The following is a 26,723-nucleotide window of genomic DNA, read 5'->3' as shown; positions in this document are numbered from 1 at the left end:
TAATAACTGATGAAAAAGAATTACCTGCTGTTATTGCCATTCACGATTACCCTATTACAGGCACAAAACTCAAAATTATATTATTCAGGGAAATTTTTAACCCCAAAAAATAAAGCACAGAACTTCCTGAAAATCTATAATAAAAACAATGGCACTTATGAACTGACTGATGAAGAGGGATTTGCCATCATTGCAGCAAAACCTTACGATACTCTTGTTTGGAATCAGGGCAAAAGTATCCATGTTATTTCTTCTTATGAAGCGAGAGAATTAAAAGCTATTCTGGAAGGTCAGACGGATAAAAAATATGTGAAAAATATTTATAGTAAAACGTATGACAGCCTCATTTCAAAAGAGACTAAAGATGATTTCAGCATTGAAAAAGCGAAAACATTTTTAAGTAAAAAATCCGGCAGAAACTTTTACAAAATAAAAAAAATAACACAGAAGAATGACAGTATATACCGCCTAAAAAGTATCAATCAGAAAACATTGGTGCTGAATGGAAGCTTTACCACATCTTTTGATATTAAAAGCAGAAATGCAATTCCCGGGACTCAAAATAAATATGTACAGGGAAGATCTGAAAACGGGAACCTTGTCTGGAAAGGACCTGAAACCAATGAAATGTTCAGTTTTGGACCGGATATTTCCACGTTAGGATTCAATGGACTAGCCTATGAATATGATCAGAACGGAAGATTAATTCCCTGGGTGAATGGGCTTTCGCGCACACAAAAATATAATAACAGCCTTTTTAAAACAACAGTAGGATACAATAACCAACTGAATGTAAATGCTCTTATAAAAGACGGCAATAACGAAAAAATCCGCCTCTCATTAAACTTAGGTCAGCAAAAGAACCAGATGTATTTCATAGATCAGTTTGATATTACCAATACATTAAAAGCAAAACTGAATACAAATTTTGGTGGATATACGGTGAATCTTGCTTTAAATTATGAAGAAGATAAAGCAACCAATACCAATAGAATAGGGCTGTTCAACAGAGCCTATCAGAATTCACTACTGACGCCGGTTTCTTTTTCAAATGAGCAAAGTATATTATTGAATAACGGCTCACAACGATCGTACAGCAAATACGCCGACAACCCTTCATTCCTTTTTGTACAGGATAATAAATACCGTTTTCACAACCGTCAAAGACAGCTGAGTCTTAACGCTGCTAAAGCCTGGGGAGATTTTAGACTCAATCTTAGTCAGTCTTATGAAAACAACAACATTTGGAACTGGGATCAGTATAAACCTTCTACGTATGGTTTCAGCAACGGATTACTTAATGAAAGGATTCAAAATAATAATTTGTATCATTCTAATGTGTTGGCGACCTATACATTGGGAGATTATGACTTTAGAAATATATTCAGTCTGAATTTTATTTTAAACGATAGGAAATCAGATGTTTATAATAGTGTTGCCCAGCAGAAATATCTCTATCAGAGAACTTCACAGGATCATATTTTTAATTATAATATGGATATCCGTGATTCTGATTTTGAAGCAGGTTTTAATGTTGGAAATTCATTTTATATATCCAATACCTCCCTTAAAAATAACTATTGGCTTCCCAAAGCTAATTTATTTTTAAAGTTTAATGATATTTTCAATTGGAATAATGACAGCTTTAAACTGTTGGGAAGCTACACACAATTAAGCTCGGAACCGGAAATTACAAGATCGTATGCTTCCTATGCAACAACTTTGCTGAATGCAGAAAACCATAATCAATATTTTCCTGTGCAGGAAGTTGAAACCTTCAGAGGTTTATCCAATATCAATACCAGAGAATGGAAAGTAGGTGCCAGGTTAAACTTTGGCTATAATATAAGTCTTGAAGGAGAGTATTTCAGCAAAAAAACGACCGATGATATCTTTCCTGTTTTTGAAAACGATCAGTTGAAACTGAAAAATATCGCAGACCATACCTACAGCGGATATGAATTCAATTTTACCTATGACCGGCTGCGTATGGGATACGACTTTTACAGCATTCATAAAGTATCCTTTTTCAAATATAAAGATATTGTAGACCGGATAGCTCCCGGATATCAGAATCTGGCCATTTCGGGATTTAAAGACATTTATAAAACACTGATGGAAGGACAGGTTTTGGGCGCTGTGATGGGAAGCTATTTTGAAAGGAATGCTGCCGGGCAATTGATTATTGATGAATATGGCTTCCCCAAAAAGGCTGACGGAATGAAAGTTATTGCAGATCCTACACCCGACTTTGTGATGAAATTCAATCACAGTTTTGTTTATAAAAACTTTTCTTTAGATATCAATTGGGAATGGAAAAAAGGCGGACAGCTCTGGAACGGAACACAGGCTGTTCTCGATTATTACGGACGTTCTTACGATTCGGGTGAAGAAAGAAATATCAAAAATTATGTTTTTCAGGGTATGCAGGCCAATGGAACTGTAAACCAGATTCCTGTAGATTTCTATGATCCCAGCCGGAATGTGCAGGAAAACCGATGGACGAGATATGGCTATCTGGGAGTGGCGGAAAACGATGTTCAAAAGGCAGATTATATAAGAATCAGCAATATTTCATTGTCTTCCAGTTTTCCGATCAACTATGGAAAACAGAATCTTAAACTTACTTTTTATGTGAATAATCTAATGCTTTGGCAGGCCGGCAAAGGAGTAGATCCGAATCAGAATTTTTATGATATGGATAATGGAAGAGGACTGGATTTTTTCAACCTTCCTTCTTTTAAGACATTTGGCTGTATTGTTTCACTCAAATTTTAACGCATGAATTTCAAACTTATATCATCCTATATCATCTTGCTGAGCTTATTGTTTTCAACGGTTTTCTTCAAAGCACAGCAGTCTTTTCAGGACTTTGAAAAAGAAAAAACCTATATACAGACCAATCACGTTTTTTATAAGCCTGGTGAAGGAATGTATTTTAAAATGTATGTTGTAAAAGGAAGCAGTAATCTTCCGGCAGAAGACAGCAGAATCGTTAATTTCGAAATAATAGATCCGGCAGGAAGTGTTTTGAAAAAATTGAAATATGAAATTATCAATGGATATGCACAAGGCTATTTCCACTTTGATGAAGATATGAAAGGCGGAATTTATAAAATCAGGGCTTTTACCAACTGGATGCAGAATGAAGAGGGGAAAAATACCTTTGAAAAAGAAATTACCCTGCAAAAAATTGTTTCCCCAAGGATTTTAATGAAGCTTGATTTTCCTAAAAAAGGATATGGACCGGGAGATGAGGTAACAGCTGATTTTTCAATGAGAAGCCTAAGCAATCTTCCGATTCCTTTCTATGAAGCGGATTATACAGTAATGCACGATGGAGAAACCATTTCAGAAGGGAAATTGATTACGGATAAAGAAGGTAAAAAGCAACTAATTTTTAAACTTCCTGAGGTTTTGAAATCCTCTGATGCCCTTTTAAACATTAAAGTGAATTTTGACGGATTTACAGAATCTATTTCCAGAAATATTCCCATTGTCCTGAATAACCTGGATGTGAAATTCTTACCTGAAGGAGGAACTTTCATTAATGGAATAGAGCAAAATATAGCTTTTAAGATTCTTGATGAGTTTGAAAAACCTGTAGATGCTGTTTTGGCGGTTTATAATCAGAATCATGAAAAAGTAAAAGAAATTTCTGCCTACAATTTTGGGATGGGAAGCTTCCGTTTTACCCCTAAAAAAGGAGAAGCCTACTATGCAAAAGTTGTAAAGCCGGAAAATATAGCTCAGATTTTTAATTTTCCGGTGGCAAAAAATGAGGGGTTGGTTTTAAATGTTCAAAATGAAAACAAAAAACTGAACGTTACCATCACCTCAACTCAGGAGAAAACCATTACCCTAAAAGGGAGTTTCCGCGGAAAAGAGGTGTACAGCAAAATTTTTCCATTAAAAATCGGGGGCAATTCATTGGAAATTGATGAGAAAGATTTCCCTGTGGGAATCTGCAGATTTACAGCTCTGGAAAACAATATTCCTCTTGCAGAACGTATTGTATTCACCAATAAAGTGAGTCAAATGAATATAAAGGTTAAGCCCGTAAAAAAACATTATCTGCCCAGAGAAAAAGTAATTCTGGATATTGAAACGACTGATGAAAACAACAAACCCATTTCTGCTAACCTCGGATTGAGTGTGGTAGATGATAAACTATGGACCTATGCTGATGACAAGCAGAATCATATCCTCTCCTGGCTTATGATGGACTCCGAACTGAAAGGGAAAATTGAAAAACCTCAGTTTTATTTCGATAAAAAAGAAGAAAAAGCAGATAAAAGCTTAAACCTTGTTATGCTCACGAACGGCTACCGATACTTTGAGCTTATCCCCGAAATTATCAAAACACATCAATACAAATACCTTCCCGAAAAGAAAAACACAATCTACGGAGTGGTAGAAGATGAGAATAAGAAACCAGTAAAAGCAGATGTCTTCCTGCTGGATGCCGATGATAAAAAGATTCTGAAGCAGGCTGTGGCGAAAAATGGCAGGTTTTATTTTTCAGATTTAGATGCAGATCATTCCTATAAGATCATTGCAAAATCTTTCCAGCCTAAACATAAAGTGGAAATCAGGATTTTATCCTACAATCTTGATATTAATCCTTTAGCGAAGCAGAAACTTAGCAATATAGATGTAGAAGAAATTATAAAAGAAGCTGAAAGGAAAGAAGAAATAAAGACTGAAAACAGAAACAATATGGAGCGGTTGAACAAACCTGGCCATTCAAAAACGGATACCATTCGAAGTCAAAGGGTCGAAGAAGTTGTTGTTGTAGGGTACAATATGAATCAATATAAAACAACGGTTGCTTCTACAACGATAATCTCATCAATGGAAATTCAAAATCCAAATGTTACTTCATTATTGAGTGGTAAAGTTACCGGACTTATAGTAACACCTACCGGACAGCCTGGAGCAAGCACACAGATAAGAATAAGGGGAGAAGCTTCCATAACCAATAAAAATCCATTATTTATTGTTGACGGAGTTCCTGTAGAAAACTTTAATACCATCATCAATCCCAATGATGTCAGCAGTATTACCGTTCTGAAAGATGCTGCTGCCACAGCAATTTATGGAAGCAGAGCTGCAAATGGAGTCGTGATTATTAATTCGTTGAGAAATAACAGCTCAAAAATCGAGTTTGATATTACCCCAACAACTTATATTGCGGTAAAAGCAGTCCCATATGGGAAACTTACCTCATATGCCACATCGAGAGAATTTGCCTATCCGGAATATAAAACAACGAACACTTCTTACCGATTTGATTACAGGGAAACCCTTTACTGGAATCCGGTGGTAGAAACTGATAAAAACGGAAAAGCAAAAGTGGAGTTTTATAATTCAGATGCCAGTTCCGCTTTTAGGATTATGACAGAAGGTATTTCTTCATCAGGGCTTTTAGGAAGAGATGAAACGACCTATGCAGCGCAGAGCCTTATTTCAATGGATGCTAAAATTCCACAGTATCTCACAAGAACAGATCAAATGACCATTCCTGTGATAATTAAAAATAACTCTCCGGAAATTCGCAAAATGACCATGGATGTGATTGTTCCCAACGATGTAAAGCTGGTAAGGGCTGATAGTCTGATTACCCTCAAACCATTAGAATCAGGAAGGTTATTGGTTACCATACAAACGGATGAGGTGGTGAATTCTGATATCCAGTTTATAGTAAGATCAGGAGATTTCAGAGAAACCATGATCCTTCCGTTTAAAGTAGAAGAGAAGGGGTTTCCACATCACTTTTCTATCATTAATAATAAAACAGAAGAGATAAAAGTCAATATTCCGGAATATATCAACGGAAGTCTGCATTCCTACTATTATGTATTTGAGAATACTGCTTTGCAGATGTTTGAGGATATTGAAAGGCTGAAGAAAGAACCTCATGGATGTTTTGAGCAGCTTTCCTCAACGGTATATCCTAATCTTTTTATTCTGGATTACTTAAAGTCCAGTAAAAAAATTGACATTGCGACAGAGAACCTGGTCATTAAGAACCTTAAGAAAGGATTTCAGAAAATGTTAAGCTATAAAAATAAAGATGGAGGATTCGGGTATTTCAATGATGCTGAATCTGACTTAGCACTTTCTGCATTTGCTCTATTGGAATTTACAGACTTAAAAAAATACGTACATCCGGATGCCAAATTGATGCAGGGAATTTCTTCATTTATTTTATCCAAAAAGAATGCAAACGGTTTATTTGAAGTAAGAAGATGGTATGAATCAAAAGATACCTATTCCGAACATTTATGGTCAAAAAATATGTACATTATCTATGCTTTATCTAAATTGGGCTTTACAAGTGAAATAGAAGATTCTTTTAAAGTAACGATGAAAAGAGCTTTGGCTACAAAAGATACTTATCAGCTGGCTTTGCTTGCCAATGCGGCCGCTAACCTCGGAAAGCAAAAAGAATATGATGATCTGATGAAGATTCTGGACCAGCAGTATGAAGCAAAGAATGCAAAATCCAAAATTACATTTACAGGATCCTGGGGACGTTCTGCCGAAGCAGAAACCCTTTCATTATACATGATGGCGCTTCAGAAAGATGAAAAACTCAATGTATTGAAAATTGCAGAAGCAGCAGATCATCTGATCAATTTCAATGGATATTACGGGTTCGGGTCTACGCAGGCAACAACGCTGGCAATACAAACCCTTTCTGAGTTTTTCTCTAAAAATGAAAAATTATATGGTACTGAAAAACCGGTTATCACGATCAATAAAGCTCAGACCCTGCCTATTATAAGTCTTTCATCAGCTTATAAAACAGGAGAAAATAGTATCCATATTCATTATCCAACTCAAAATGGATTACCTTATAAGCTGGAATATCAATATCATACACTCCAGGCACCGGAAAGTAAAGATATTCCTCTTACCATGGAAACCAGGTTGAAATCCGGATCGAATAGAGTAGGAGAGACCAGCAGAATGACGATTACCATTAAAAACAAAATAAATGGACAGCTTCCCATGACAATTGCAAAAATTGGGATTCCTGCAGGATTGACCCTTCAAAATGCTTTATTGAAAGATATGATTGATAAAAAACAGGTTTCTTATTATGAAATTTTTGACAACTATCTGGTATTATACTGGGAACATTTCAATGCTGAGGAAACAAAAACAATCAATCTGGATCTCAAAGTAGAATTTGCAGGAACTTATACAGGAAAATCAAGCAATGTATACCTGTACTATATGCCGGAAGCAAAGTATTGGAATCAAGGAATAACAACCCATATTGAACCTTAATTTTGAATATCATCCTTGTCAAGGTTTTAAACCTTGACAAGGATGATAATAATCTGGCTGGAAGAAAGAAGGAACTCGTGGAAAAGGGAAGGCTCAGTTTGGAATGACTTCTAAGAGGTAAAGCAAAAATCCTCTATGGCAGCAACAATAAATATCAATAAAACCTTCTAAAAAATTAATTTTCAAAAATTATTGAAAATTCAAAAAATATAATTACATTTGCTATAGAAATCTAAAAGGAAAACGAAATGCAACTTTCAGAAGCAAAAGAAAAATATATTCAGACCTGGGGAACCTTTGCTACCAATTGGGGGATCAACCGTACGATGGCACAGGTACATGCACTGCTTTTGGCGACCGGCAGGCCACTTTCTACAGATGAGGTCATGGAGCAGTTGGAGATTTCAAGAGGGAATGCCAATATGAATCTTCGTGCTCTGATAGACTGGGGAATCGTGAAAAAAGAATTTGTAAAAGGCGACCGTAAAGAATATTTCGTAGCAGAAAAAGATGTATGGTATCTTTTCAAGCAAATTACCAAAGAGCGTAGAAAAAGAGAAATAGAACCTGTAATTTCTTTCCTGGAAGAGTTGAAGAATATTGAAGATAAAGATTCAGAAGAAGCTCAGGAATTTATAAAGCTGATGAATGATTTCAGTTCTGTGACCGGAAAAATCAACAATATTATGGATCTGGCAATCAAAAGTGATGATCACTGGCTGGTAGGAAAGATTACTAATTTGTTGAAATAAATTTTCTAAAAATGAAAAATCTTCTCTTATTAGGTCTTTTAAGCCTGACAATGAGTTGTCAGAAAAATGTGAATGCAAATTTTGACATTCATATAGAAAATTCAGATCAGTATGATAATAAACATTATAATTTGTATAAAATTGAAATCTATAAGGACGAGAAGATATTCAAAATTTTAGAATCTGAAGAGCTTGTCCCTTTCTTAGATGCCAATATAAAGCTGGATAGTTTAAAAGAAGGAAAATATTCATTTGTTTATGAAAGTATTTTTGGAGAAGAAATAAAGAAAGAGATAAAAGTAGATGATTCCAAAACATACAGAATAAGTATCAACCCTGATCTTTTAATAAAGAAAAATGAAAAATCAATTTTTGAAAATCTAAAAGACTCGGAAGCAAAATTAGTATTTCAATCTATAGGATGTTTTCATCAGGATAAAGATTCAATTGTCATCATTAACAAAGGAAAAAATTACTTTCTCCGTCAAAAAAACGGGAGTTTGAAACCTATAGATAAAGCAGTATGGGCGTATTTTGTAAAAACGGAAAATAGAATAAGGGAAATTCCTAAAGATGGTGGCTGTACCACAAGAGATAAGTATATTTTCTATCATAAAGGGAAATCAGATACCATTTATGACGGTACATGTAAATTTTCCACCTGGTATACGCTGAAGGATTATCTGAAAAAGAATAAGCTACAATAAAAAATAAATCAGGATAAGAATCCTTTTTTATTTCGATTTAACTTTCAAAAATTACTGAAAATATAAAACTTATAATATCATGAAGAATTTTTTTAAACAATACCTCTATTTAAGTCTCTTTCTGACTGTTGTTTTAATTGTTGCAGTATGGTTTTTTCTGGTTTCCAAAGGTGAGTATGGACTCACAATGTTCTTTACCATTCCGGTTTCTATTGGATTTATCATCGGATATGTAAAGTATTTTAAAAAAATTGGATTGATGAATGTTCTGAAGACCATCTTCAAAATAGTATTAGGATTAGTCATTTTCTCTGTGATCTTGATAGCAGCCGGAACAGAAGGAGCTATTTGCATTATTATGGCTATCCCATTTATTGGCTTTGCCATGTTTGTGGGTTTTACTATTGGTTTTATTATTGGGGTTCTTGATGAAAAAAGACATACGGGAAGTGTTATGGTATTTATCCTTTTTATCAATCCAGCATCTTATATTTTTGATACCTATACAAAACCTATTGAGGAGACTATCACTACAGAAATGATTGTGAATTCTTCCAGTGACAAAGTATGGAAACTTTTAAATACACAAATCAATTTCAATGCACCTGATTTTATCCTGTTTGAAAAAGGAGTCAGCTATCCAAAGAATATAAAACTAGTAGATAAAAACGGAAAATTAGGGTATAGCTGCCAGACCAATAATGATGAATTACAACTTAATATTGACGAGTTTATAGAAAATAAAAAAGTAAAATTCTCTCTGGAAAATCAGACCGTTCCAATGAAAGAGATAACACCGTATGAAGAAATTGATGCTAAGCATTTACATGATTATTTTATCGTGAAGTATGGTGAAATTACTTTAGACAAACTGTCAGAAAATAAAACAAAAATAATAGCAAAAACAAAATACGGGTACAAAATAGCACCTACCTGGTACTGGAAAAAATGGTCTGGCTATATCATTGATAAAATGCAAAGTCATGTATTACAATCTATAAAAACACAATCTGAAAATGAATGATCTGCAGCAATATTTTGACCGTATACAACCCAGATACTATATCAACGAAATTGCATCTCTAGGGTTTACCAGGCTGTTTAGAAAAATGGCAGTCCAAAAGGTGAAAAGTTACGGGGATAAAAGAGTTCTCGATTTGATGAGCGGACAGGGAGAAAACTTAAAATTCCTTCAACAGCATAATGAAAATACAGAAATTGTCACGCTGGATTTTTCTTCAGCAATGAATCTGAAACTGTCTTCAACATTTAAAAAGAAACTCTTTGTAAAACAAATTCAGGATGATTTTTTTGAAAGTCATATTCCGGACCGCTCTATGGATATTATATTGTGCTCTTATGGAACAAAGACGATAGAGGAAGATAAGAAACAGATTTTTGCAGATAAACTATCACGGATTATTGACGAAAAAGGAGAAATAATCATTGTAGAATTTGTAAAACCCAAAACAGCATGGAGATTCACTTGTGTAAAGTGGTATATTGAAACTCTGATTTCAAAACTTTTTGGAAGCGAGTTTGGAAAACTCTTTCATTATATCAACAAGAATGAAAGTCTGGAAGATTTGAAAATTCAGTTTATCAGGAACAGACTGTCTATCATTTCACACAAAAGATATCTGGATCTGGTAGAAATTCTTCACGTAAAAAGAGACTCGTTTTTTATTTGAAACAATATTTCAAAAATTACTGAAAATTTTAAATTAATAATAATTATGAAAAATTTAATCATTCATTTATTCCTGATTATTTATTTCAGAGGAAAAGGATCACTTTAAACTATATCTACCATGAAAACATTTGTAAAATATGATTATTATATTCAGTTGTTCTTTATCATAATTGGACCTCAGGCTTTTATAATTGGCGGGTTGTCTGGACTCATTCTGTTTTATTTTATAGTAGGAATCCCACAATTGATAAGCTTCCTGATCAAATTATTTCTTGGAACAAAAAAATCGGTGTCCTATATCATGTATGGGATTGTAATAGTGCCGGTCTGGATTATTGTAACGATTTTGTTTATAGAGAAAAATCTCAATGATTTTTTTGGATATGTTTTAATGGCAGCTCTTTTATATAGTCCTGTTATGGCAGTGGTATATGTTTATGATTGTTACAACACGTATGAACCTTATAAATCATTATTATGAAAACGCTCCAAAATCACACGCTGATCTACGACAATGAATGCCCAATGTGTAATCTGTATTCCAAAGGTTTTACAAAATGCGGAATGTTGGATGAAGATGGAAGAGAAGCATTTACAGAAATGTCATTAAAAAATAAAGCCCTGGTAGACTTCAACCGGGCGAAAAATGAAATTGCATTGGTAGATCACAACAAAAATGAAGTTGTATATGGATTAGACAGTCTGCTTCTCATCATGGGAAACTCTTTTCCGCTGTTGGCGAAAATTGCAGGAATAAAACCTTTGTATTGGTTTTTCAAAAAGTTGTATTCCTTCATTTCTTATAACCGGAAACAAATTATTCCTTCTAAAAATGACTATACAGAACAATCCTGTGTACCGGATTTTAACCTGAAATACAGAATAGTATACATCAGTTTTGTAGTTATTTTTTCAGCATATACCTTAAGTGAATTTTCCGGAAAACTGAACTTGAATTTGGAAAAGAATTTCCTGAGAGAATTTGCAGTTTGTGTTGGCCAGATCTTTTGGCAGACCATCTTTTTAAAAACGTATGTCAAAGACAAGATCTGGGATTATCTGGGAAATATGATGACCGTTTCTTTGATTGGGACTTTACTTTTAATTCCTGTTTTGATGACCAGTTTTACATCTGTTTTTTATATGATATACTTTGGAATTGTAGTTTTGATCATGTTTCTGGAACATATAAGAAGATGCAGAATACTAAAGCTGAATTTTCTTCCTACCATTTCATGGATATTGTTTAGAATAACAGCGCTTGCTATTATCATTCTGACAACCATTTAAAAAATTAAAATATGAATCATCTTGAAATTATCAGAACCATAGAGTGGAAAGACCTAAAAAAACTTTCTCCAAAGGAAATACTGATTGAAAACAACATCAGTCTGCCATGGCTTTTTATTTCCCTGTTTTTAGCGTATAAAGAATACTATGTATTAGCATTGCCGTTCTCCGGCTTTTATTTCCTCACTGCATTAAGGCAGGTACATAATGGCTTTCATAATTCATTGGGAACCGGAAAAAGGTTGACATGGTTGTCTTTATATCTTAACAGCCTTACCATGATGGCCTCTATTCACGCCGTAAAATTCAATCACGTGAGACATCATAAATTTTGCCTTTCAGAAGAAGATTACGAAGGTAAATCAGCTTCCATGAAATGGTATGAAGCCATTCTATATGGACCCCAACATATGTTTCTGATTCATTGGATCACTTTTAAAAAAGCCAATAAGACCTATCGGAAGAATATGATGTTAGAGCTGGCATCTATAGCCATTTTTATAGCAGTAGTGTTTTATTTTCAAATTTATTTCCTGTTGTATCACGTGCTGATAATGGTTTTTGGTGAATTTCTGATGGCATTTTTTGCCGTGTGGACTGTTCATCACGATACCCACGAGCATCCTGATATCGCCAGAACACAACGTGGATTCTGGAAGAATAAATTGAGCTTCAGTATGTTTTATCATATGGAGCACCATCTTTTTCCTGCGGTGCCTACCATAAAGCTTCCAGAGCTTGCACAAAGAATAGACAAAAAGCTGCCAGAATTAAATAAAAAACAAACCTTTTAAAAATGTCAAGAATCTATTTAAACACCGTAATCAATGCAGATATTCACTATGTTTTTGACCTGGCAAGGAATATCGACCTTCATCAGCAGTCAACTTCAAAAACTGATGAAAAAGCCATTGCAGGACGTACATCAGGACTGATTGAAGAAAATGAAACGGTTACCTGGAGAGCAAAACATCTGGGAGTCTATCAGACCCTGACCACAAAAATTGTCAATATGGAAAAACCTGTTCAATTTATCGATGTAATGCAGGAAGGAGCTTTCAAATCTATGCGCCACCGCCATGTTTTTAAATCCGTGAATGGGAAAACGCTGATGACAGACATTTTTGAATTTGAATCTCCACTGGGCATCATAGGAAAATTATTTAATGTCATTTTTCTCACCGGATATCTCAAAAATTTCCTTCTGGAAAGAAATCAGTTGATAAAGACCGTTGCAGAATCTTCTATGAAGGAAGGTGTTGCTATTTTCTAATCTAAAAAACACATCATTATGAACTTTTTAAAAGCAGAATGGCGAAAATTAGCCGTCATCAATTACGAGATCAGCCCAGAGCTATTATCAGCATACCTGCCTAAAGGAACAGAACTCGATTTTTATAAGGGCAAATGCTATGTAAGTCTGGTAGGATTCATGTTTTTAAATACCAAACTGTTAGGATTACCCATCCCTTTTCACCAGAATTTTGAAGAAGTAAACCTAAGATTTTATGTTAGAAAAAAAGAAAATGGAGTTTGGAAAAGAGGGGTGGTATTCATCAAGGAAATTGTTCCGAAACCTGCATTAAGCCTGGTAGCCAAATCTATATATAAAGAAAATTATCACACCATGCCAATGGAAAATCTGATTCAGGAGAAAGAAGATGAACTGCTGGTCCGTTACTCATGGAAAGATAAAAGCTGGCATTCTATTCAGATTATGGCAGAAAATAGAACGAGGCCAATGGAAGAAAACTCAGAGTTTGAATTCATCACAGAACATTATTTTGGCTTTACCAAAAAAGAACATACAACCTCAGAATATGAAGTATGCCATCCAAAATGGGAATTTTATACTGTAAAAGACCACCGGTTAGAAATCGATTTTCAAAAGATCTATGGAAATGATTTTGAGTGCCTGAATCATCAAAAACCTATTTCTGTAATGTTGGCAGAAGGTTCAGAAATCCAGGTCAAAACTAAGAAATATATTCACTAAAAAAGTTAAGATTAACAAGATGTTCCTCGATCAATAATCATCTGTGAAAATTTGTGAAATCTGTGGGAAAAATAAACCACAAAAGTCACAAAAGTTTTTAAACACTTAAGTAAGATTAAGAGAGTATATTTACGCTTAAGAAGTAAACATAAGTTTTAAAAATCTTCGATTTTTTCTCTTAAATGAACTTTATACTATATTATTTTGAATTGTTTTAAGTGTCTAAAATAATACATAACGTTAACTATCAACATCTGAAAAATCTACGGGGAAACCATAAACTTTGGACCTTGAAGTCAAAACTTTAAAACATTAAATCTCAAACAATGAAAATAATCATAGCAGGAGGAACCGGATTTCTCGGCGAAAACCTTGAAAAATATTTTACAGAAAAAGGAAACGAAGTGTATATTCTTACCCGTAACCCCAAACGTAAAAATGAAATCTATTGGGATGCTAAAACAATAGGCGAATGGAAAAACAGCCTCGAAAAAGCAGATGTTCTGATCAATCTTACAGGAAAATCTGTAGACTGCAGGTATCACGAGAAAAATAAGCTGGAAATCTATTCTTCAAGAATTGACAGTACAAAAATTTTGCAAAAAGCAATGGATCAGTGCTCTGAAAAACCAAAAATTTGGCTTAATGCCAGCTCTGCAACCATTTATGTTCACTCTGAAAAACATCTGAATACAGAAGAAAATGGAATTATTGGAGATGATTTTTCTATGAATATCTGTAAAAGCTGGGAGCAGGAATTTTTTAAGATCAAAAATGCCGGAATAAGAAAAGTTGCCCTCCGTACTTCTATTGTTCTTGGGAATAATGGCGGTGCTTTTCCAAAATTGAAAACGGTTACAAAAATGGGACTGGGAGGAAAGCAAGGAAGAGGAAACCAAATGGTAAGCTGGATTCATATCGATGATTTCTGCAAAGCAATAGACTGGATCATTCAAAATGAAAATATTTCAGGAACCATTAATATCACTGCTCCAGGTCCGGTTTCCAATGAAATCCTGATGAAAAAATTGAGAAAAGAACTAAAAGCACCTTTTGGACTCAATGCTGCTGTCTGGCAGTTGGAAATAGCTTCCCTATTTCTAAAAACAGAAACTGAGCTGCTTTTAAAAAGCCGGAATGTTTACCCTGAAAGACTCATCAAAAACGGATTTAAGTTTTCATATCCCGGATTTGATGAAGCGGTTCTTAATCTCTTGGAATCCTAATGTTTGCGGATATCCCAAAGGATAATTAAATTAGCGGAAAACTATTCCATATGCTGGTTATACCCAAAATAAAACCCTTTTTCCTTTCATCCCTTCTTATCAGTTCAGTGGTGTTTTCACAAGCCCACAATGTATCCGATGGATATCAAAAACCCACAGACCCACTTGTTGTGCAGAATCTGGAACAATGGCAGGATATGAAATTCGGGCTGTTTATGCATTGGGGAACCTACAGCCAGTGGGGGATTGTTGAAAGTTGGAGCCTATGTCCGGAAGATGAATCGTGGACGCAGAGAAAGCCTGAACACGGAAAATCTTATGACGAATATGTAAAGAATTATGAAAACCTCCAGACAACTTTCAATCCCACTCAATTCAATCCGCAAAAATGGGCTGATGCTGTAAAAAAAGCAGGAATGAAATATGTGGTTTTTACCACCAAACATCACGATGGTTTTGCGATGTTTGATACTCAACAATCAGATTATAAGATTACTTCTTCTAAAACCCCATTTTCAAAAAATCCAAAATCAGATGTCACGAAAGAGATTTTCAATACCTTTCGGAAAGAAGGATTTAAAATAGGAGCTTATTTCTCAAAACCGGATTGGCATTCCGATGACTATTGGTGGTCTTACTTTCCACCAAAAGATAGAAATGTTAATTATGACCCTAAGAAATATCCGGAAAGATGGGAGAATTTTAAAAAATTCACCTTCAATCAGCTGAATGAGATCACTTCCAATTACGGTAAAGTGGATATTCTCTGGCTGGATGGAGGCTGGGTTCGCCCTTTTCACACCATAGATCCGAAAGTAGAATGGCAGCGTACCATCAAAGTAGAGCAGGATATTGATATGGACAAAATAGGAACAATGGCGAGAAAAAATCAGCCGGGGATCATTATTGTAGACCGTACCGTTCCAGGAAAATGGGAAAACTATGTTACCCCGGAGCAGGCTGTTCCGGAACACGCTCTTTCTATCCCTTGGGAAAGCTGTATCACAATGGGAGATTCCTTTTCCTACCTTCCCAATGACCACTATAAAACCTCCCAAAAGATCATAGAAACCTTAGTAAAGATCATCTCAAGAGGAGGAAACTACCTGATGAATATTGCTCCGGGTCCCAATGGAGATTATGATGCCATCGTATATGAAAGATTACAACAAATTTCCGGTTGGATGGAAAATAATCAGTCTGCTGTTTTTGCAACCCGTCCTATTGCGCCATATCACGAAGGTAATTTTTATTATACGCAAAGCAAAGATGGAAAAACAGTGAATGTTTTTCACTTGGATGAAAAAACAAATTATGAGTCTCCATCAACATTAAGTTTTACAATTCCTGATAATTTTAAACCAAAATCTTTGAAAGTTTTAGGGTTGTCAAACAAAATTCAATGGAAAAAAGCAGGGAATTCAATTGAAATTAATTTACCTAAAGAAAGAACTCAGTTAAAATATTCAACTGTAATTCAAATAATGCAATAGTTGAATTTGTGACTCATTTTTATATTAAAGTGAGATAGAAAATGGTTCTTTTGCTTTAAGGTAAAAGAACAAATTTTAAACTAAATTATTCTTGAGATGTGTTTTAAACTTCGATTTAAAATTATAGGAATTTTCTTGTTGAGCTCAGTCTTTATTTCTGCTCAAAAGCCTTTATACAAAGATTCAAAACAGCCCGTTGAAGCAAGAGTTCAGGACCTTTTGAAGAGAATGACACCTGAAGAAAAATTCTGGCAGTGTTTTATGATTCCCGGAGATTTGGATTATGTTCCCAAAGGGCAATATGCTCATGGGATTTTTGGACTGCAGGTAAGTGCAGGAAACCAGGGAGGTGGAGCAGCAGGGCAGTTACTGAAATACAATGCCAATGAAGATGCTGAAAAATTAGCAAAAAAGATCAACGCCATTCAGAAATATTTTGTTGAGGAATCAAGGCTGGGAATTCCCATTATTCCTTTTGATGAAGCTTTACATGGATTGGTTCGGGAAGGAGCAACTGCTTTTCCACAGGCAATAGGTCTCGCAGCCACTTTCAACCCTGAATTGATGAACAAAGTTTCAACAGCGATTGCAAAAGAATCAAAACTAAGGGGGATTCGTCAAATTCTTACACCGGTAGTAAACCTTGCCAGTGATGTGAGATGGGGAAGGACAGAGGAAACGTATGGTGAAGATCCCTTTCTGACTTCCGTAATGGGTGTCAGCTTTGTCAGCTCATTTGAAAATCAGGGAATCATTACCACTCCCAAGCACTTTTTAGCCAATGTAGGAGAAGGAGGAAGAGATTCATACCCGATCTATTGGAGCAAAAGATATTTGGAAGAAACCCACTTGATCCCTTTTCACAATGCCTTTACACAAGGAAAAAGCCGTTCCGTGATGACCTCTTATAACCTGTTGGATGGAAGGCCTTCAACTGCCAACCATTGGTTACTGACAGAAAAATTAAAAAAAGACTGGAATTTTAAAGGCTTTGTCATCAGTGATGCGAGTGCAGTAGGAGGAGCAAATGTACTGCATTTTACAGCAAAAGATTATGATGATGCTTCTGCACAGGCTATCAATGCAGGACTTGATGTGATTTTTCAGACAGAATATACCCATTATAAACTATTCATACCTCCGTTTTTGGATGGAAGAATCTCAAAAGAAAGAATTGATGACGCTGTTTCGAGAGTATTGAGAGCCAAGTTTGAGCTTGGATTATTTGAAAATCCATATGTTTCAGTTCAGCAGATTGAAGAATTAAAAAAGCTTAACCATAAACCTTTAGCAGAAAAAACGGCTGCAGAGTCTTTTGTTTTGCTTCAGAACAATAACAGGACCCTTCCTGTTGATGGAAATGTAAAAAAGATCCTGGTAGTGGGAACAGATGCTTTGGATGCAAGATTAGGCGGTTATTCCGGGCCGGGAAACCAAAAGATAAATATTCTCGATGGGATTAAAAGCTATACTAAAAATAAAGGCATAGAAATCATGTATTCAAAAGGAATTGATTGGAATATAAAAGATTTTACTACTATTTCTAATGAATATTTATCCTCAGAAAACAAAAAAGGATTAAAAGGAATCTATTTTTCCAATACCGATTTAAAAGGAAACCCCGCTTTCGAAAAACAGGATGAGCAGTTCAATTTCAAGTGGACTTTGTATTCTCCTGATCCTGAAAAACTCCAGCCGGACCATTACAGTATCCGCTGGACCGGGAAACTGGAAGCTCCGGATTCGGGGAATTATCAATTGGGATTGCGAGGAAATGATGGTTTTAGGTTATACCTGGACGGAAAATTAGTGATTGACCAATGGGAAAAGCTAAGCTACTCCACAAAAACAGTACATGTAGATTTTGTAAAAGGAAAGAAATATGACATTTCTATTGAATTTCATGAAAACCGTGGTGAAGCCAACCTTGAACTGATCTGGAATTATGGTCTGCATGATTACCAGAAAGATTGTAAAGAAGCCTTAGATCTTGCTCAAAATGCAGATTATATCGTTGTCACGGCCGGAATTCATGAAGGTGAATTTCAGGATCGTGCCTCATTGAGTCTGCCGGGAAATCAGGAATTTTTTATTCATGAAGTTTCAAAATTAAATAAGCCGACGACAGTGGTTTTAGTTGGCGGTTCAGCTATAAAAACAACAACCTGGAAAGATAAAGTAGGAGCAATATTAGAGGTTTGGTATCCGGGAGAAGAAGGGGGGAGTGCAATTGCAAAGACTCTTTTCGGCGTTGAAAATCCTTCCGGAAAATTACCCATTACTTTTCCCATGGAGGAAGGTCAATTACCATTAACCTATAATCACCATCCAACAGGAAGAGGAAATGATTACTACGATCTGAGTGGTGAACCACTGTATCCGTTTGGGTTCGGATTAAGTTACACAACCTTTGAAATTTCAGGTTTGAAGCTGGACAAAGCCAAATATTCAGAAAATGATACCATTATTGCTAAAGTCAATGTGAAAAATACAGGCTCAAGAGCCGGGAGTGAAGTTGTTCAGCTGTATGTAAAAGACTTATTGGCTACCGTTTCAAGACCCGTTATTGAACTGAAAGGATTTCAGAAAATAGAATTGCAGCCCGGAGAATCAAAATCTGTCACTATTGAAATCCCCATAAAACAACTACAGTTTTTAAATGAAAAAATGGACTGGACTGTAGAAAAAGGAATGTATAGAATTATGGTAGGGAATTCATCGAAGAACCTTCCTTTAAAGCAAAATATTGAAGTTTTATAGAAATTAAAAAGAGCAGAAAAATCTGCTCTTTTTAAGTATATACTTTTTAAAGATATTAGTATTTTCTGGCCAGTAGAACGTTCAATAAGAATGTTCCTGTCCAGTTACTGTTATTAGCTCCATTATTTCCCATAAAATCAATGCGGGCCACTGAAACTGTAAGTCTGGTTCTTCCGGCAGTACCATTGTTGGCAAGGCTTACAAACGAAGCTGTAAATACATCCGGGAAACTTGAATTGTTTCCTGCCGTAAGAATAGGATACATATTGGAAACATTAAAAGGGGTACCCTGATATTCATAAACAAGCGTCATTCTACTTGCATTGGTATAGGCGGCAGTATGAGCATTGTCTACCGAAGATTTACTCACAATCCACCATCTGTCGTTGGCAGCTCCTGAATCATAACCTGCATTAGTATGATTGGTCCAGTCGGCAACAGAGGCCGTTCCTAATGCATGTGGAGGAATAAAAACCTGCGTACCATAAATTTCCACGTTACTTGGTTTAGGAAGAACTGTAAAGGACAAATCCCATGTTCCTCCTGTAGTATTACTGTTGTTTACCACTTCAGCATAGGCTCCTGTAGGAATTATAAAAGAGGCAACAGGTGTGTTGTCAATTCTTAAGGTATTACCACTGGATGCCTGTAGTGTAATCGCATTCGGAGAGATGTTTTTAATCTTGTAAATTCTCCCTGTAAAACTGGTTGTTCCGGCCCCTACAACAGGAAGAGTAAATGTGGCATCAGCTGTTCCGTTATAAGTGATATAATGATCCGTTGACAGAATGCTATACGTTGTGGCAGTCACCTGGGTATACCCAGCCCTTAGTGAACCATTGACGGCGAGGGTACTGTTAGGAGTTAAAGTATTAATGCCTACTTGTGCAGACAATGGCAAAACTCCAAATAAAAGGATTGAGATGTATTTTTTCATATTTATAAAATTGGTTTCAAGCAAAAATAACAAAAATATGATGCAAAATTCACTTCATAAAGAATAAATTATATGTTTTTAATATTAAATATTTCTTTATGGGGTAAAAATGATTAAAAAATTAAATCAATCTGCAGGGGACTTCCAGATCCTCAGTAAGATAATAACTGCAACATAGTCTATGATAACCGTCCGCAATGATCAGTTCATTTTGACCTCTAACCAGTAGTATGGGTGAAAGTTTCTTGTTTTTTTCTACTTTTTTCAAGTTTTCTTTTACATGAATATTGGTTTCCGGAAGCAGGGCAAGCTTACTCGCTCTTAAAATATCTTTCGATTTTTTTGTGATGGTAGGAGCTTTCTTTAATGTATCAACCATCTTTTTGGCTTCATCCGGTTTGAAAAGGAGTTCCAGATAATCCTGCGCTGCAGGAAAATCATGGTCTTCAGGTTCTTTCATCCAGATGCTGTCTTTGGGCAGATTATTTTTTTTCACAGACGTTTTCATAAGTGCTTATTTAAATGACAAATAAATGTATGAATAAATGTTGGTATGATATATGCAAGATTTGCCATGAACCTGAATGAATTTAATTAATAATATAGAATTGATTGAAATCATTCAAAAAAATATGAACATTATGAAAAAGGTATTAATTTCAACACTATTAGTATTAGGTTTATCTATGAATGTTTTTGCTCAAAAACATCCGCCAGCTCCACCACACCCGTCAAAAACCGAGCTGGTTAATATTAAAATGCAAGAGCTTACCAAAAAATATAATATGGAGAAAAAACTGATCCTTAATCATCCGCTTGCCACCAAACAGATGAAGAGAGATCAGATGAAAGCCTTGAATCAAAGATATGCAACTGAAAAGCGATTGCTTAGACAGGCAAAATAATACAGAATTTTTGCAGTTATTAAAATTAAAAGATCCGTTTTTTATAGGTTGAACTTTGAGAATTTTTCAATGTAAAAGAAAATTTATTGAAAGAGAGCACATTTTGTGTTCTCTTTCTTTGTGTAAAATTAAATAAAAATAGTTTTGTTGGTGCAATTTAAGATCAGTTTTCAGAAACATGAAACATCCAATATTTTTCCTTAAATTCGCATAAAAATTTTTAAAGTAATGAATTACGATATTATTGTCATTGGAAGTGGTCCTGGTGGATATGTTACTGCGATCAGAGCAGCACAATTGGGTTTCAAAACCGCAATTATCGAGAAGGAAAACTTAGGAGGAATCTGCCTTAACTGGGGATGTATTCCAACTAAAGCTTTATTGAAATCTGCTCAGGTTTTTCATTATATCAACCATGCTGAAGATTATGGTTTGAATAAAGTGGAGGCAAGCTTTGAATTCCCGAATGTGATTCAGAGAAGCCGTGGTGTTGCCAGCAAAATGAGCAAAGGAATCGAATTCTTAATGAAAAAGAATAAGATTGACGTAATTCTTGGTACTGCAAAAGTACAGAAAGGAAAAAAAGTTTCTGTTACAGATAAAGAAGGTAAAGTAACTGAATATTCAGGAAACAACATTATCATTGCTACAGGAGCTCGTTCAAGAGAATTACCAAACTTGCCGCAAGATGGTAAAAAAGTAATCGGATACAGACAGGCATTATCTCTTCCTGAGCAGCCAAAATCTATGATCGTTGTAGGTTCTGGAGCTATCGGGGTAGAATTTGCTGATTTCTATAATACAATGGGAACTAAAGTAACTGTTGTTGAATTTATGCCAAACATCGTTCCTGTAGAAGATGAAGAAATCTCTAAGCATTTAGAGAAATCTCTGAAGAAAACAGGGATCGAAATCATGACAAATGCTTCTGTAGAAAGCGTTGATACAAGTGGTGAAGGAGTAAAAGCTAACGTAAAAACAGCTAATGGAAACATCACTCTTGAAGCTGATATCTTATTATCTGCTGTAGGTATTGCTGCTAATATCGAGAACATCGGATTAGAAGAAGTGGGAATCCAGACAGACAAAGGAAGAGTATTGGTAAACGAATGGTACGAAACTTCAGTACCTGGTTACTATGCAATCGGAGATATCATCCCAACTCAGGCATTGGCTCACGTTGCTTCCGCAGAAGGTATTACTTGCGTTGAGAAAATCAAAGGAATGCACGTTGAAAAAATCGACTATGGTAATATCCCTGGATGTACTTACTGCCACCCTGAAGTAGCTTCTGTAGGTCTTACTGAAAAGCAGGCTAAAGAAAAAGGTTACGAAATCAAAGTAGGTAAATTCCCTCTTTCTGCAAGTGGTAAAGCAACTGCAAACGGAAATACAGACGGATTTATCAAAGTGATTTTCGATGCTAAATACGGGGAGTGGTTAGGATGCCACATGATCGGTGAAGGAGTAACAGATATGGTTGCTGAAGCTGTGGTAGCTAGAAAATTGGAAACTACAGGTCACGAGATCATCAAGTCTATTCACCCGCATCCAACAGTTTCTGAAGCCATTATGGAAGCTGCTGCTGCTGCTTACGGTGAAGTAATTCACATTTAATCTGAAAAATACAGAAATCTATATAATAAAAGCCTGGAGAAATCTAGGCTTTTTTTCATTATACTAATCTGAAATATAGTAAACTAAACCTCATAGGTTTTTGAAACCTTTGAGGTTTGGTATTAAAACATATTCATTGATCATCATAAGAGCACTACAAATTAATCCTATTCTGATTTTAGTAGTGAATTTTTTGACGGAATATTATAGATTTTATTAAAATAATTTTAAAATTAGCATATTTATAAAAATTAATCTTATTATCTCGGGCTGTTTCCTTACATTTATTCAATGAATTCGGAGAGAGTAGGACTTGTTTTATCAGGCGGCGGTACCAAAGGAATCGCTCATGCAGGAGTATTAAAATTCTTACAGGAAAAACATATTGAGGTTGATATCCTTTCGTGCTGTAGTGCAGGATCTATTGTAGGCTGTCTTCATGCCATCGGAAAAACGCCGGAAGAAATTCTGGAATTTTTTAACTCCATCTATTTTTTCAACTGGAAACACTTTACATTCAATCAGCCGGGACTCGTTTCTTCAGTTATATTCAGGAACTATCTGAAACCTATTTTTCATGAAATGAAACTAGGAGATCTGGATATAGAAGTGAGAATTGTGGCAACAGAACTCGTTGCCGGAACCCAGAAGATTTTTGACAAAGATTTTGAGATCGTTGATGCCATCATTGCTTCATGCTCCATTCCCGGAATAACCACTCCCTACATTATTGGTGAGGAAATGTACTGTGATGGGGGAGTGCTGAACAATTTTCCTGCAGACATCATCAGGGATGATTGTGATAAGCTGATCGGTGTATTTGTATCACCTCCTAATGAAGCTAAGATCAAGGATCTGAACTCAATCAAAGCAATTGTTTCCCGTTCTTATGACCTACTTTCCTACAGAATTGAAAAAATAAAATTTGAGTACTGTGACTGGTTCATTTCTTCCCAGAAACTATCTGCCTATGGAACTTTTGAACGGAGAAAGGACAGACTGGAAGAGATTTTTAATATTGGTTACAAGGCAGCTAAAGAAAGCTACGAAGAAAGCAGCCTATTTACAGAATTAAGACAATCCGGAACATAAAAAATCCCGCACCAGTGCAGGATTTTTATTTTATAAGAGAGTTGGGAAGCTCTTAGGATCTAATAACGAGGCTATCAACTTCCGGCCTCCCTCTTCCAGCTTCCAGCATTTACAATCTAATTTTTAACGATATATCCATCCTGACGCACGATTTCACGATCATTAGCATCATTTACCACCAATGTATAAGGTGCTTTTTTCGCAGAATCCGTAAGGTAATTTCTCCAGATCTGGTAGCTATGGCCCTCATTGTTGAAAGCGATATAATAATTCCCTCCCGAACCATCAGGAATCAGTTCACCATCGCTGATGATCATGCTTGGTTTTGCCGTAATCTTTGCATTGGCATTCCATGATTGGTAAAGATATTTGCCGTTTGGCTGCTTGTCGATTCTGATCTTAAACTTTTTGGTTTTAATAATAACTGTCTTAGGTACCTGCTGAAAAGCAGAAGAGGTTATAAAATGATCTGTTTTCGGATTCGGAACTTCTTTGGCAGCAACGAAAGAAAACTGAGCTAAGCAGAACGTTCCTAATAAAATATGCTTTATCATATTAAATGGTTATTGGTTAACATTTTAGACTCTATCAAATATGGCGCCATTTTTCAATTGCAAAGAAGAATTATATGGCTGGTAAAGAGACCTTTAAGGTCATAAATGATTGTTTTTAGAAAATAACAGAGTTGATTTTCAATTGATTATCATTTTATCTGTGAAATATTGCCAGATTCTGAAACAAGTGAATACTTTTCTTATGTACATTTGTACCATCAAAGGATCTCGTTCCTTTATTATCAAAATGAAACTAATTAACTTTAAGTTTTTTCTATTAAAAGTATCAGAAATCATCTTCACGATTTTTAATACATCTCCTCCTATAGCTTCTTAATTTTTTTCGAAAGAATTATCATATAATTCGTACTCTGTTTTTTCATATTCCGAAAAACCAGAGCGCAATCCTTGTTTTCAAATTTAATCAAAAACAAAACAAACAAACTATGGAATTAGCTTTTCATGGCTGGATGATTCCGGCTGTCATTGCACTTTTGTGCGTACTTTTTTACAAATTTATTTTGAGAATTTTTTTTGGATTAATCATTGTGCCTCAGGACAGAATTGGTTTGGTTACCAAAAAATTCGTACTGGTGGGTAAGCAGGAACTTCCGGAAGGAAGAATTATCGCGACCAATGGGGAAGCGGGTTTTCAGGCTCAGACATTAGCTCCTGGAGTTTATTTCAGAAAATGGATATGGCAGTATTCTATCGATTTTCAACCTTTTATAGTGATCCCGACCGGTAAAATAGGATTATTATTGGCAAAAGATGGTGCAGAACTAGAAACAGGCAGGATTTTAGCTAGAAAAGTTGACTGTGATTCTTTTCAGGACGCTGAAGCTTTTTTAAGAAACGGGGGGCGAAAAGGTCGCCAAACTGCGATTATTGCACCGGGATCTTACAGAATCAATACGTTGTTGTTTGAAATAGAATTAACGGATATGACTCAGATTCCTGATAATGCAGTGGGAGTTATCACGACAATGGAAGGAAGTCCTTTAGAAGAAGGTCAGATTGCAGGAAAAATTATCAATGACCATAATAAATTTCAGGATGTTGATACTTTTTTAACTAATGGTGGTTACAAAGGTCTTCAGGAGCAGGTGATCCTGGCGGGTTCTTACTTCTTAAATCCGTGGTTTACAAAAGTTGAAATGGTGAAAATGACGGAAATTCCGATTGGTCATGTTGGGGTAATTATCAGCTATGTGGGAGAAGAAGGAAAGGATTTGAGCGGAGTTGATTTTAAGCATGGAAATATTGTTGAGAAAGGGCGTAAAGGCGTTTGGGCCGAACCTATTGGTCCCGGAAAATATCCGATTAACCCTTATATTATGAAGGTTGAACTTGTTCCTACCACCAATTTAGTATTGAACTGGGCTTTTGAAAGAATAGAATCTCACCAGCTCGATAAAAACCTTTCCACCATTACAGTACGAAGTAAAGACGGTTTTCCTTTCAATCTTGATGTTTCGCAAATCATTCATATTCCAACCTATGAAGCTCCAAAAGTGATTGCCCGTTTTGGAAATATGATCAATCTTGTCAGTCAGGTTTTAGAGCCAACGATTGGAAATTATTTCAGAAATTCAGCGCAGGATAGTGATGTGATTGCATTTTTGGGAACCCGAAAAGAAAGACAGCAATCGGCAAAAGACCATATCAGCAGTGTTTTGGAACAATATAATGTAAATGCAGTTGATACTTTAATTGGAGCGATTGTTCCTCCGGAAAGTTTAATGAAAACTTTAACGGACAGAAAATTGGCAGAGGAACAGAAAATTACTTACGAAACTGAAATGCTGGCTCAGGAAACGCGTCAGGCGCTGGAAAAAGAAACGGCTGTTGCTGATATGCAGAAGGAAATTGTAAAGGCAGATCAGGGCGTTTTAATCGCGGAAAGAATTGCAGATGCTTCGGTGAAAAAAGCAACGGGAGATGCCAATTCTGTGAGACTACAGGCGAATGCAGAAGGAGACAGATTGCAGCTTTTAGCAACAGGTGAAGCAGAGAAAACGAGACTTCTCGCAAAAGCCGAAGCCGAAAAAATAGAATTGCTGGCAAAAGCAAGTGCTGAACAAATCTCATTGACCGGTAATGCGGAAGCGGAAAAAATTCTTGCCATCGGTAAATCCAATGCGGAGTCTTATAAATTATCGGTGGAAGCAATGGGCGGTAATAATTTTACCCAATTGAAAATCATGGAAAATATAGCTTCGCAAAATGTGAAAATAATGCCCGACGTTCTTATCGGGGGAAGCGGAGATTCTGCAAATGGAGGAATCAGTGGACTTTTGGGACTTCAGCTCCTGGAACAGGTGCAGAAGAAAAATGGAGAAACGGTTTCTGGAATTGAAGAAAAACCGGATAATAATTCTTAACAAAAATGCTCCAAAAAA

The 26,723-nt window shown here is 35.7% G+C and carries 21 protein-coding genes; 18 read left to right on the top strand and 3 right to left on the bottom strand.

Annotation, left to right across the window (positions count from 1 at the left end; all coding sequences use genetic code 11):
* The first annotated feature begins 9 nt into the window (after nt 1–9).
* The 14 genes from AC07UM_RS17730 to AC07UM_RS17665 all read left to right on the top strand — a co-directional run bounded on the left by AC07UM_RS17730 (nt 10) and on the right by AC07UM_RS17665 (nt 19,216).
* Nucleotides 10–2,778 carry a hypothetical protein gene (locus tag AC07UM_RS17730; RefSeq protein WP_494681387.1) on the top strand — a complete coding sequence of 923 codons (2,769 nt, stop codon included), beginning with the start codon at nt 10–12 and terminating at the stop codon, nt 2,776–2,778.
* Between the two features lie 3 nt (nt 2,779–2,781).
* Nucleotides 2,782–7,299 carry a TonB-dependent receptor plug domain-containing protein gene (locus AC07UM_RS17725; RefSeq protein WP_494681386.1) on the top strand — a complete coding sequence of 1,506 codons (4,518 nt, stop codon included), beginning with the start codon at nt 2,782–2,784 and terminating at the stop codon, nt 7,297–7,299.
* Nucleotides 7,300–7,547: 248 nt separating this feature from the next.
* A complete protein-coding gene (locus AC07UM_RS17720) occupies nt 7,548–8,051 on the top strand; it encodes a GbsR/MarR family transcriptional regulator (RefSeq protein WP_103232512.1) in 504 nt (167 codons plus the stop codon).
* A gap of 11 nt (nt 8,052–8,062) precedes the next feature.
* A complete protein-coding gene (locus AC07UM_RS17715; RefSeq protein ID WP_494681385.1) occupies nt 8,063–8,758 on the top strand; it encodes a hypothetical protein in 696 nt (231 codons plus the stop codon).
* Nucleotides 8,759–8,837: 79 nt separating this feature from the next.
* Nucleotides 8,838–9,782 carry a hypothetical protein gene (locus AC07UM_RS17710; RefSeq protein WP_494681384.1) on the top strand — a complete coding sequence of 315 codons (945 nt, stop codon included), beginning with the start codon at nt 8,838–8,840 and terminating at the stop codon, nt 9,780–9,782.
* The gene (locus AC07UM_RS17705) at nt 9,775–10,449 is read left to right on the top strand and encodes a class I SAM-dependent methyltransferase (protein ID WP_494681383.1); all 675 of its coding nucleotides are present in this window, start codon (nt 9,775–9,777) and stop codon (nt 10,447–10,449) included. The genes AC07UM_RS17710 and AC07UM_RS17705 overlap by 8 nt, the downstream gene beginning before the upstream one ends.
* A gap of 120 nt (nt 10,450–10,569) precedes the next feature.
* Nucleotides 10,570–10,932: a hypothetical protein gene (locus tag AC07UM_RS17700; protein WP_494681382.1), complete on the top strand. Its 363-nt coding sequence runs from the start codon at nt 10,570–10,572 to the stop codon at nt 10,930–10,932.
* Nucleotides 10,929–11,741, top strand: coding sequence for a DCC1-like thiol-disulfide oxidoreductase family protein (locus tag AC07UM_RS17695; RefSeq protein WP_494681381.1), 813 nt, complete (start codon nt 10,929–10,931; stop codon nt 11,739–11,741). The genes AC07UM_RS17700 and AC07UM_RS17695 overlap by 4 nt, the downstream gene beginning before the upstream one ends.
* An 11-nt stretch (nt 11,742–11,752) precedes the next feature.
* On the top strand, nt 11,753–12,535 hold the full coding sequence (locus AC07UM_RS17690; RefSeq protein WP_494681380.1) for a fatty acid desaturase family protein: 783 nt from the start codon (nt 11,753–11,755) through the stop codon (nt 12,533–12,535).
* Nucleotides 12,536–12,537: 2 nt separating this feature from the next.
* The gene (locus AC07UM_RS17685; protein ID WP_494681379.1) at nt 12,538–13,014 is read left to right on the top strand and encodes an SRPBCC family protein; all 477 of its coding nucleotides are present in this window, start codon (nt 12,538–12,540) and stop codon (nt 13,012–13,014) included.
* 18 nt (nt 13,015–13,032) lie between these two features.
* Nucleotides 13,033–13,737, top strand: a complete 705-nt coding sequence (locus AC07UM_RS17680; protein ID WP_494681378.1) for a YqjF family protein — start codon at nt 13,033–13,035, stop codon at nt 13,735–13,737.
* A gap of 326 nt (nt 13,738–14,063) precedes the next feature.
* A complete protein-coding gene (locus AC07UM_RS17675) occupies nt 14,064–14,963 on the top strand; it encodes a TIGR01777 family oxidoreductase (RefSeq protein ID WP_494681377.1) in 900 nt (299 codons plus the stop codon).
* Nucleotides 14,964–15,013: 50 nt separating this feature from the next.
* Nucleotides 15,014–16,456: an alpha-L-fucosidase gene (locus AC07UM_RS17670; RefSeq protein ID WP_494681376.1), complete on the top strand. Its 1,443-nt coding sequence runs from the start codon at nt 15,014–15,016 to the stop codon at nt 16,454–16,456.
* 135 nt (nt 16,457–16,591) lie between these two features.
* Nucleotides 16,592–19,216, top strand: coding sequence for a beta-glucosidase (locus AC07UM_RS17665; RefSeq protein ID WP_494681375.1), 2,625 nt, complete (start codon nt 16,592–16,594; stop codon nt 19,214–19,216).
* A gap of 55 nt (nt 19,217–19,271) precedes the next feature.
* Here the strand turns inward: AC07UM_RS17665 and AC07UM_RS17660 are convergent, their stop codons facing one another.
* Both AC07UM_RS17660 and AC07UM_RS17655 read right to left on the bottom strand, forming a co-directional pair.
* A complete protein-coding gene (locus AC07UM_RS17660; RefSeq protein ID WP_494681374.1) occupies nt 19,272–20,153 on the bottom strand; it encodes a hypothetical protein in 882 nt (293 codons plus the stop codon).
* Nucleotides 20,154–20,274: 121 nt separating this feature from the next.
* Nucleotides 20,275–20,661, bottom strand: a complete 387-nt coding sequence (locus AC07UM_RS17655; RefSeq protein WP_494681373.1) for a hypothetical protein — start codon at nt 20,659–20,661, stop codon at nt 20,275–20,277.
* A gap of 133 nt (nt 20,662–20,794) precedes the next feature.
* Here AC07UM_RS17655 and AC07UM_RS17650 point away from each other — a divergent pair, with 133 nt between their 5' ends.
* The 3 genes from AC07UM_RS17650 (at nt 20,795) to AC07UM_RS17640 (ending at nt 23,767) form a co-directional block, all read left to right on the top strand.
* Entirely contained in the window at nt 20,795–21,058 is a 264-nt protein-coding gene (locus AC07UM_RS17650) for a hypothetical protein (RefSeq protein ID WP_494681372.1), read from the top strand.
* Between the two features lie 228 nt (nt 21,059–21,286).
* Entirely contained in the window at nt 21,287–22,675 is a 1,389-nt protein-coding gene (gene lpdA, locus AC07UM_RS17645) for a dihydrolipoyl dehydrogenase (RefSeq protein WP_124533277.1), read from the top strand.
* Between the two features lie 291 nt (nt 22,676–22,966).
* Complete coding sequence (locus AC07UM_RS17640; RefSeq protein ID WP_494681371.1) at nt 22,967–23,767, top strand: patatin-like phospholipase family protein; 801 nt, start codon at nt 22,967–22,969, stop codon at nt 23,765–23,767.
* A gap of 116 nt (nt 23,768–23,883) precedes the next feature.
* On the opposite strand, the gene AC07UM_RS17635 is transcribed toward AC07UM_RS17640, so the two are convergent.
* Complete coding sequence (locus AC07UM_RS17635; protein ID WP_494681370.1) at nt 23,884–24,321, bottom strand: hypothetical protein; 438 nt, start codon at nt 24,319–24,321, stop codon at nt 23,884–23,886.
* A gap of 446 nt (nt 24,322–24,767) precedes the next feature.
* Here AC07UM_RS17635 and AC07UM_RS17630 point away from each other — a divergent pair, with 446 nt between their 5' ends.
* Nucleotides 24,768–26,705 (top strand): SPFH domain-containing protein, encoded by a 1,938-nt coding sequence (locus AC07UM_RS17630; protein WP_494681369.1) that lies wholly within the window; start codon nt 24,768–24,770, stop codon nt 26,703–26,705.
* The last annotated feature ends 18 nt before the right edge of the window (nt 26,706–26,723 follow it).

This window comes from Chryseobacterium sp. GW821-FHT04C04 (assembly GCF_059420365.1).
This window is presented reverse-complemented; position numbering and strand designations above follow the sequence as displayed.

Bases quoted from the DNA above. Each gene is read 5' to 3' on its own strand.
- AC07UM_RS17715 (WP_494681385.1), top strand. From the start codon at position 8,063: ATGAAAAATCTTCTCTTATTAGGTCTTTTAAGCCTGACAATGAGTTGT.
- AC07UM_RS17705 (WP_494681383.1), top strand. From the start codon at position 9,775: ATGAATGATCTGCAGCAATATTTTGACCGTATACAACCCAGATACTAT.
- AC07UM_RS17685 (WP_494681379.1), top strand. From the start codon at position 12,538: ATGTCAAGAATCTATTTAAACACCGTAATCAATGCAGATATTCACTAT.
- AC07UM_RS17725 (WP_494681386.1), top strand. From the start codon at position 2,782: ATGAATTTCAAACTTATATCATCCTATATCATCTTGCTGAGCTTATTG.
- AC07UM_RS17695 (WP_494681381.1), top strand. From the start codon at position 10,929: ATGAAAACGCTCCAAAATCACACGCTGATCTACGACAATGAATGCCCA.
- AC07UM_RS17710 (WP_494681384.1), top strand. From the start codon at position 8,838: ATGAAGAATTTTTTTAAACAATACCTCTATTTAAGTCTCTTTCTGACT.
- AC07UM_RS17630 (WP_494681369.1), top strand. From the start codon at position 24,768: ATGGAATTAGCTTTTCATGGCTGGATGATTCCGGCTGTCATTGCACTT.
- AC07UM_RS17690 (WP_494681380.1), top strand. From the start codon at position 11,753: ATGAATCATCTTGAAATTATCAGAACCATAGAGTGGAAAGACCTAAAA.
- AC07UM_RS17655 (WP_494681373.1), bottom strand. From the start codon at position 20,661: ATGAAAACGTCTGTGAAAAAAAATAATCTGCCCAAAGACAGCATCTGG.
- AC07UM_RS17670 (WP_494681376.1), top strand. From the start codon at position 15,014: ATGCTGGTTATACCCAAAATAAAACCCTTTTTCCTTTCATCCCTTCTT.
- AC07UM_RS17635 (WP_494681370.1), bottom strand. From the start codon at position 24,321: ATGATAAAGCATATTTTATTAGGAACGTTCTGCTTAGCTCAGTTTTCT.
- AC07UM_RS17720 (WP_103232512.1), top strand. From the start codon at position 7,548: ATGCAACTTTCAGAAGCAAAAGAAAAATATATTCAGACCTGGGGAACC.
- AC07UM_RS17650 (WP_494681372.1), top strand. From the start codon at position 20,795: ATGAAAAAGGTATTAATTTCAACACTATTAGTATTAGGTTTATCTATG.
- lpdA (WP_124533277.1), top strand. From the start codon at position 21,287: ATGAATTACGATATTATTGTCATTGGAAGTGGTCCTGGTGGATATGTT.
- AC07UM_RS17660 (WP_494681374.1), bottom strand. From the start codon at position 20,153: ATGAAAAAATACATCTCAATCCTTTTATTTGGAGTTTTGCCATTGTCT.
- AC07UM_RS17730 (WP_494681387.1), top strand. From the start codon at position 10: ATGAAAAAGAATTACCTGCTGTTATTGCCATTCACGATTACCCTATTA.
- AC07UM_RS17675 (WP_494681377.1), top strand. From the start codon at position 14,064: ATGAAAATAATCATAGCAGGAGGAACCGGATTTCTCGGCGAAAACCTT.
- AC07UM_RS17680 (WP_494681378.1), top strand. From the start codon at position 13,033: ATGAACTTTTTAAAAGCAGAATGGCGAAAATTAGCCGTCATCAATTAC.
- AC07UM_RS17700 (WP_494681382.1), top strand. From the start codon at position 10,570: ATGAAAACATTTGTAAAATATGATTATTATATTCAGTTGTTCTTTATC.
- AC07UM_RS17640 (WP_494681371.1), top strand. From the start codon at position 22,967: ATGAATTCGGAGAGAGTAGGACTTGTTTTATCAGGCGGCGGTACCAAA.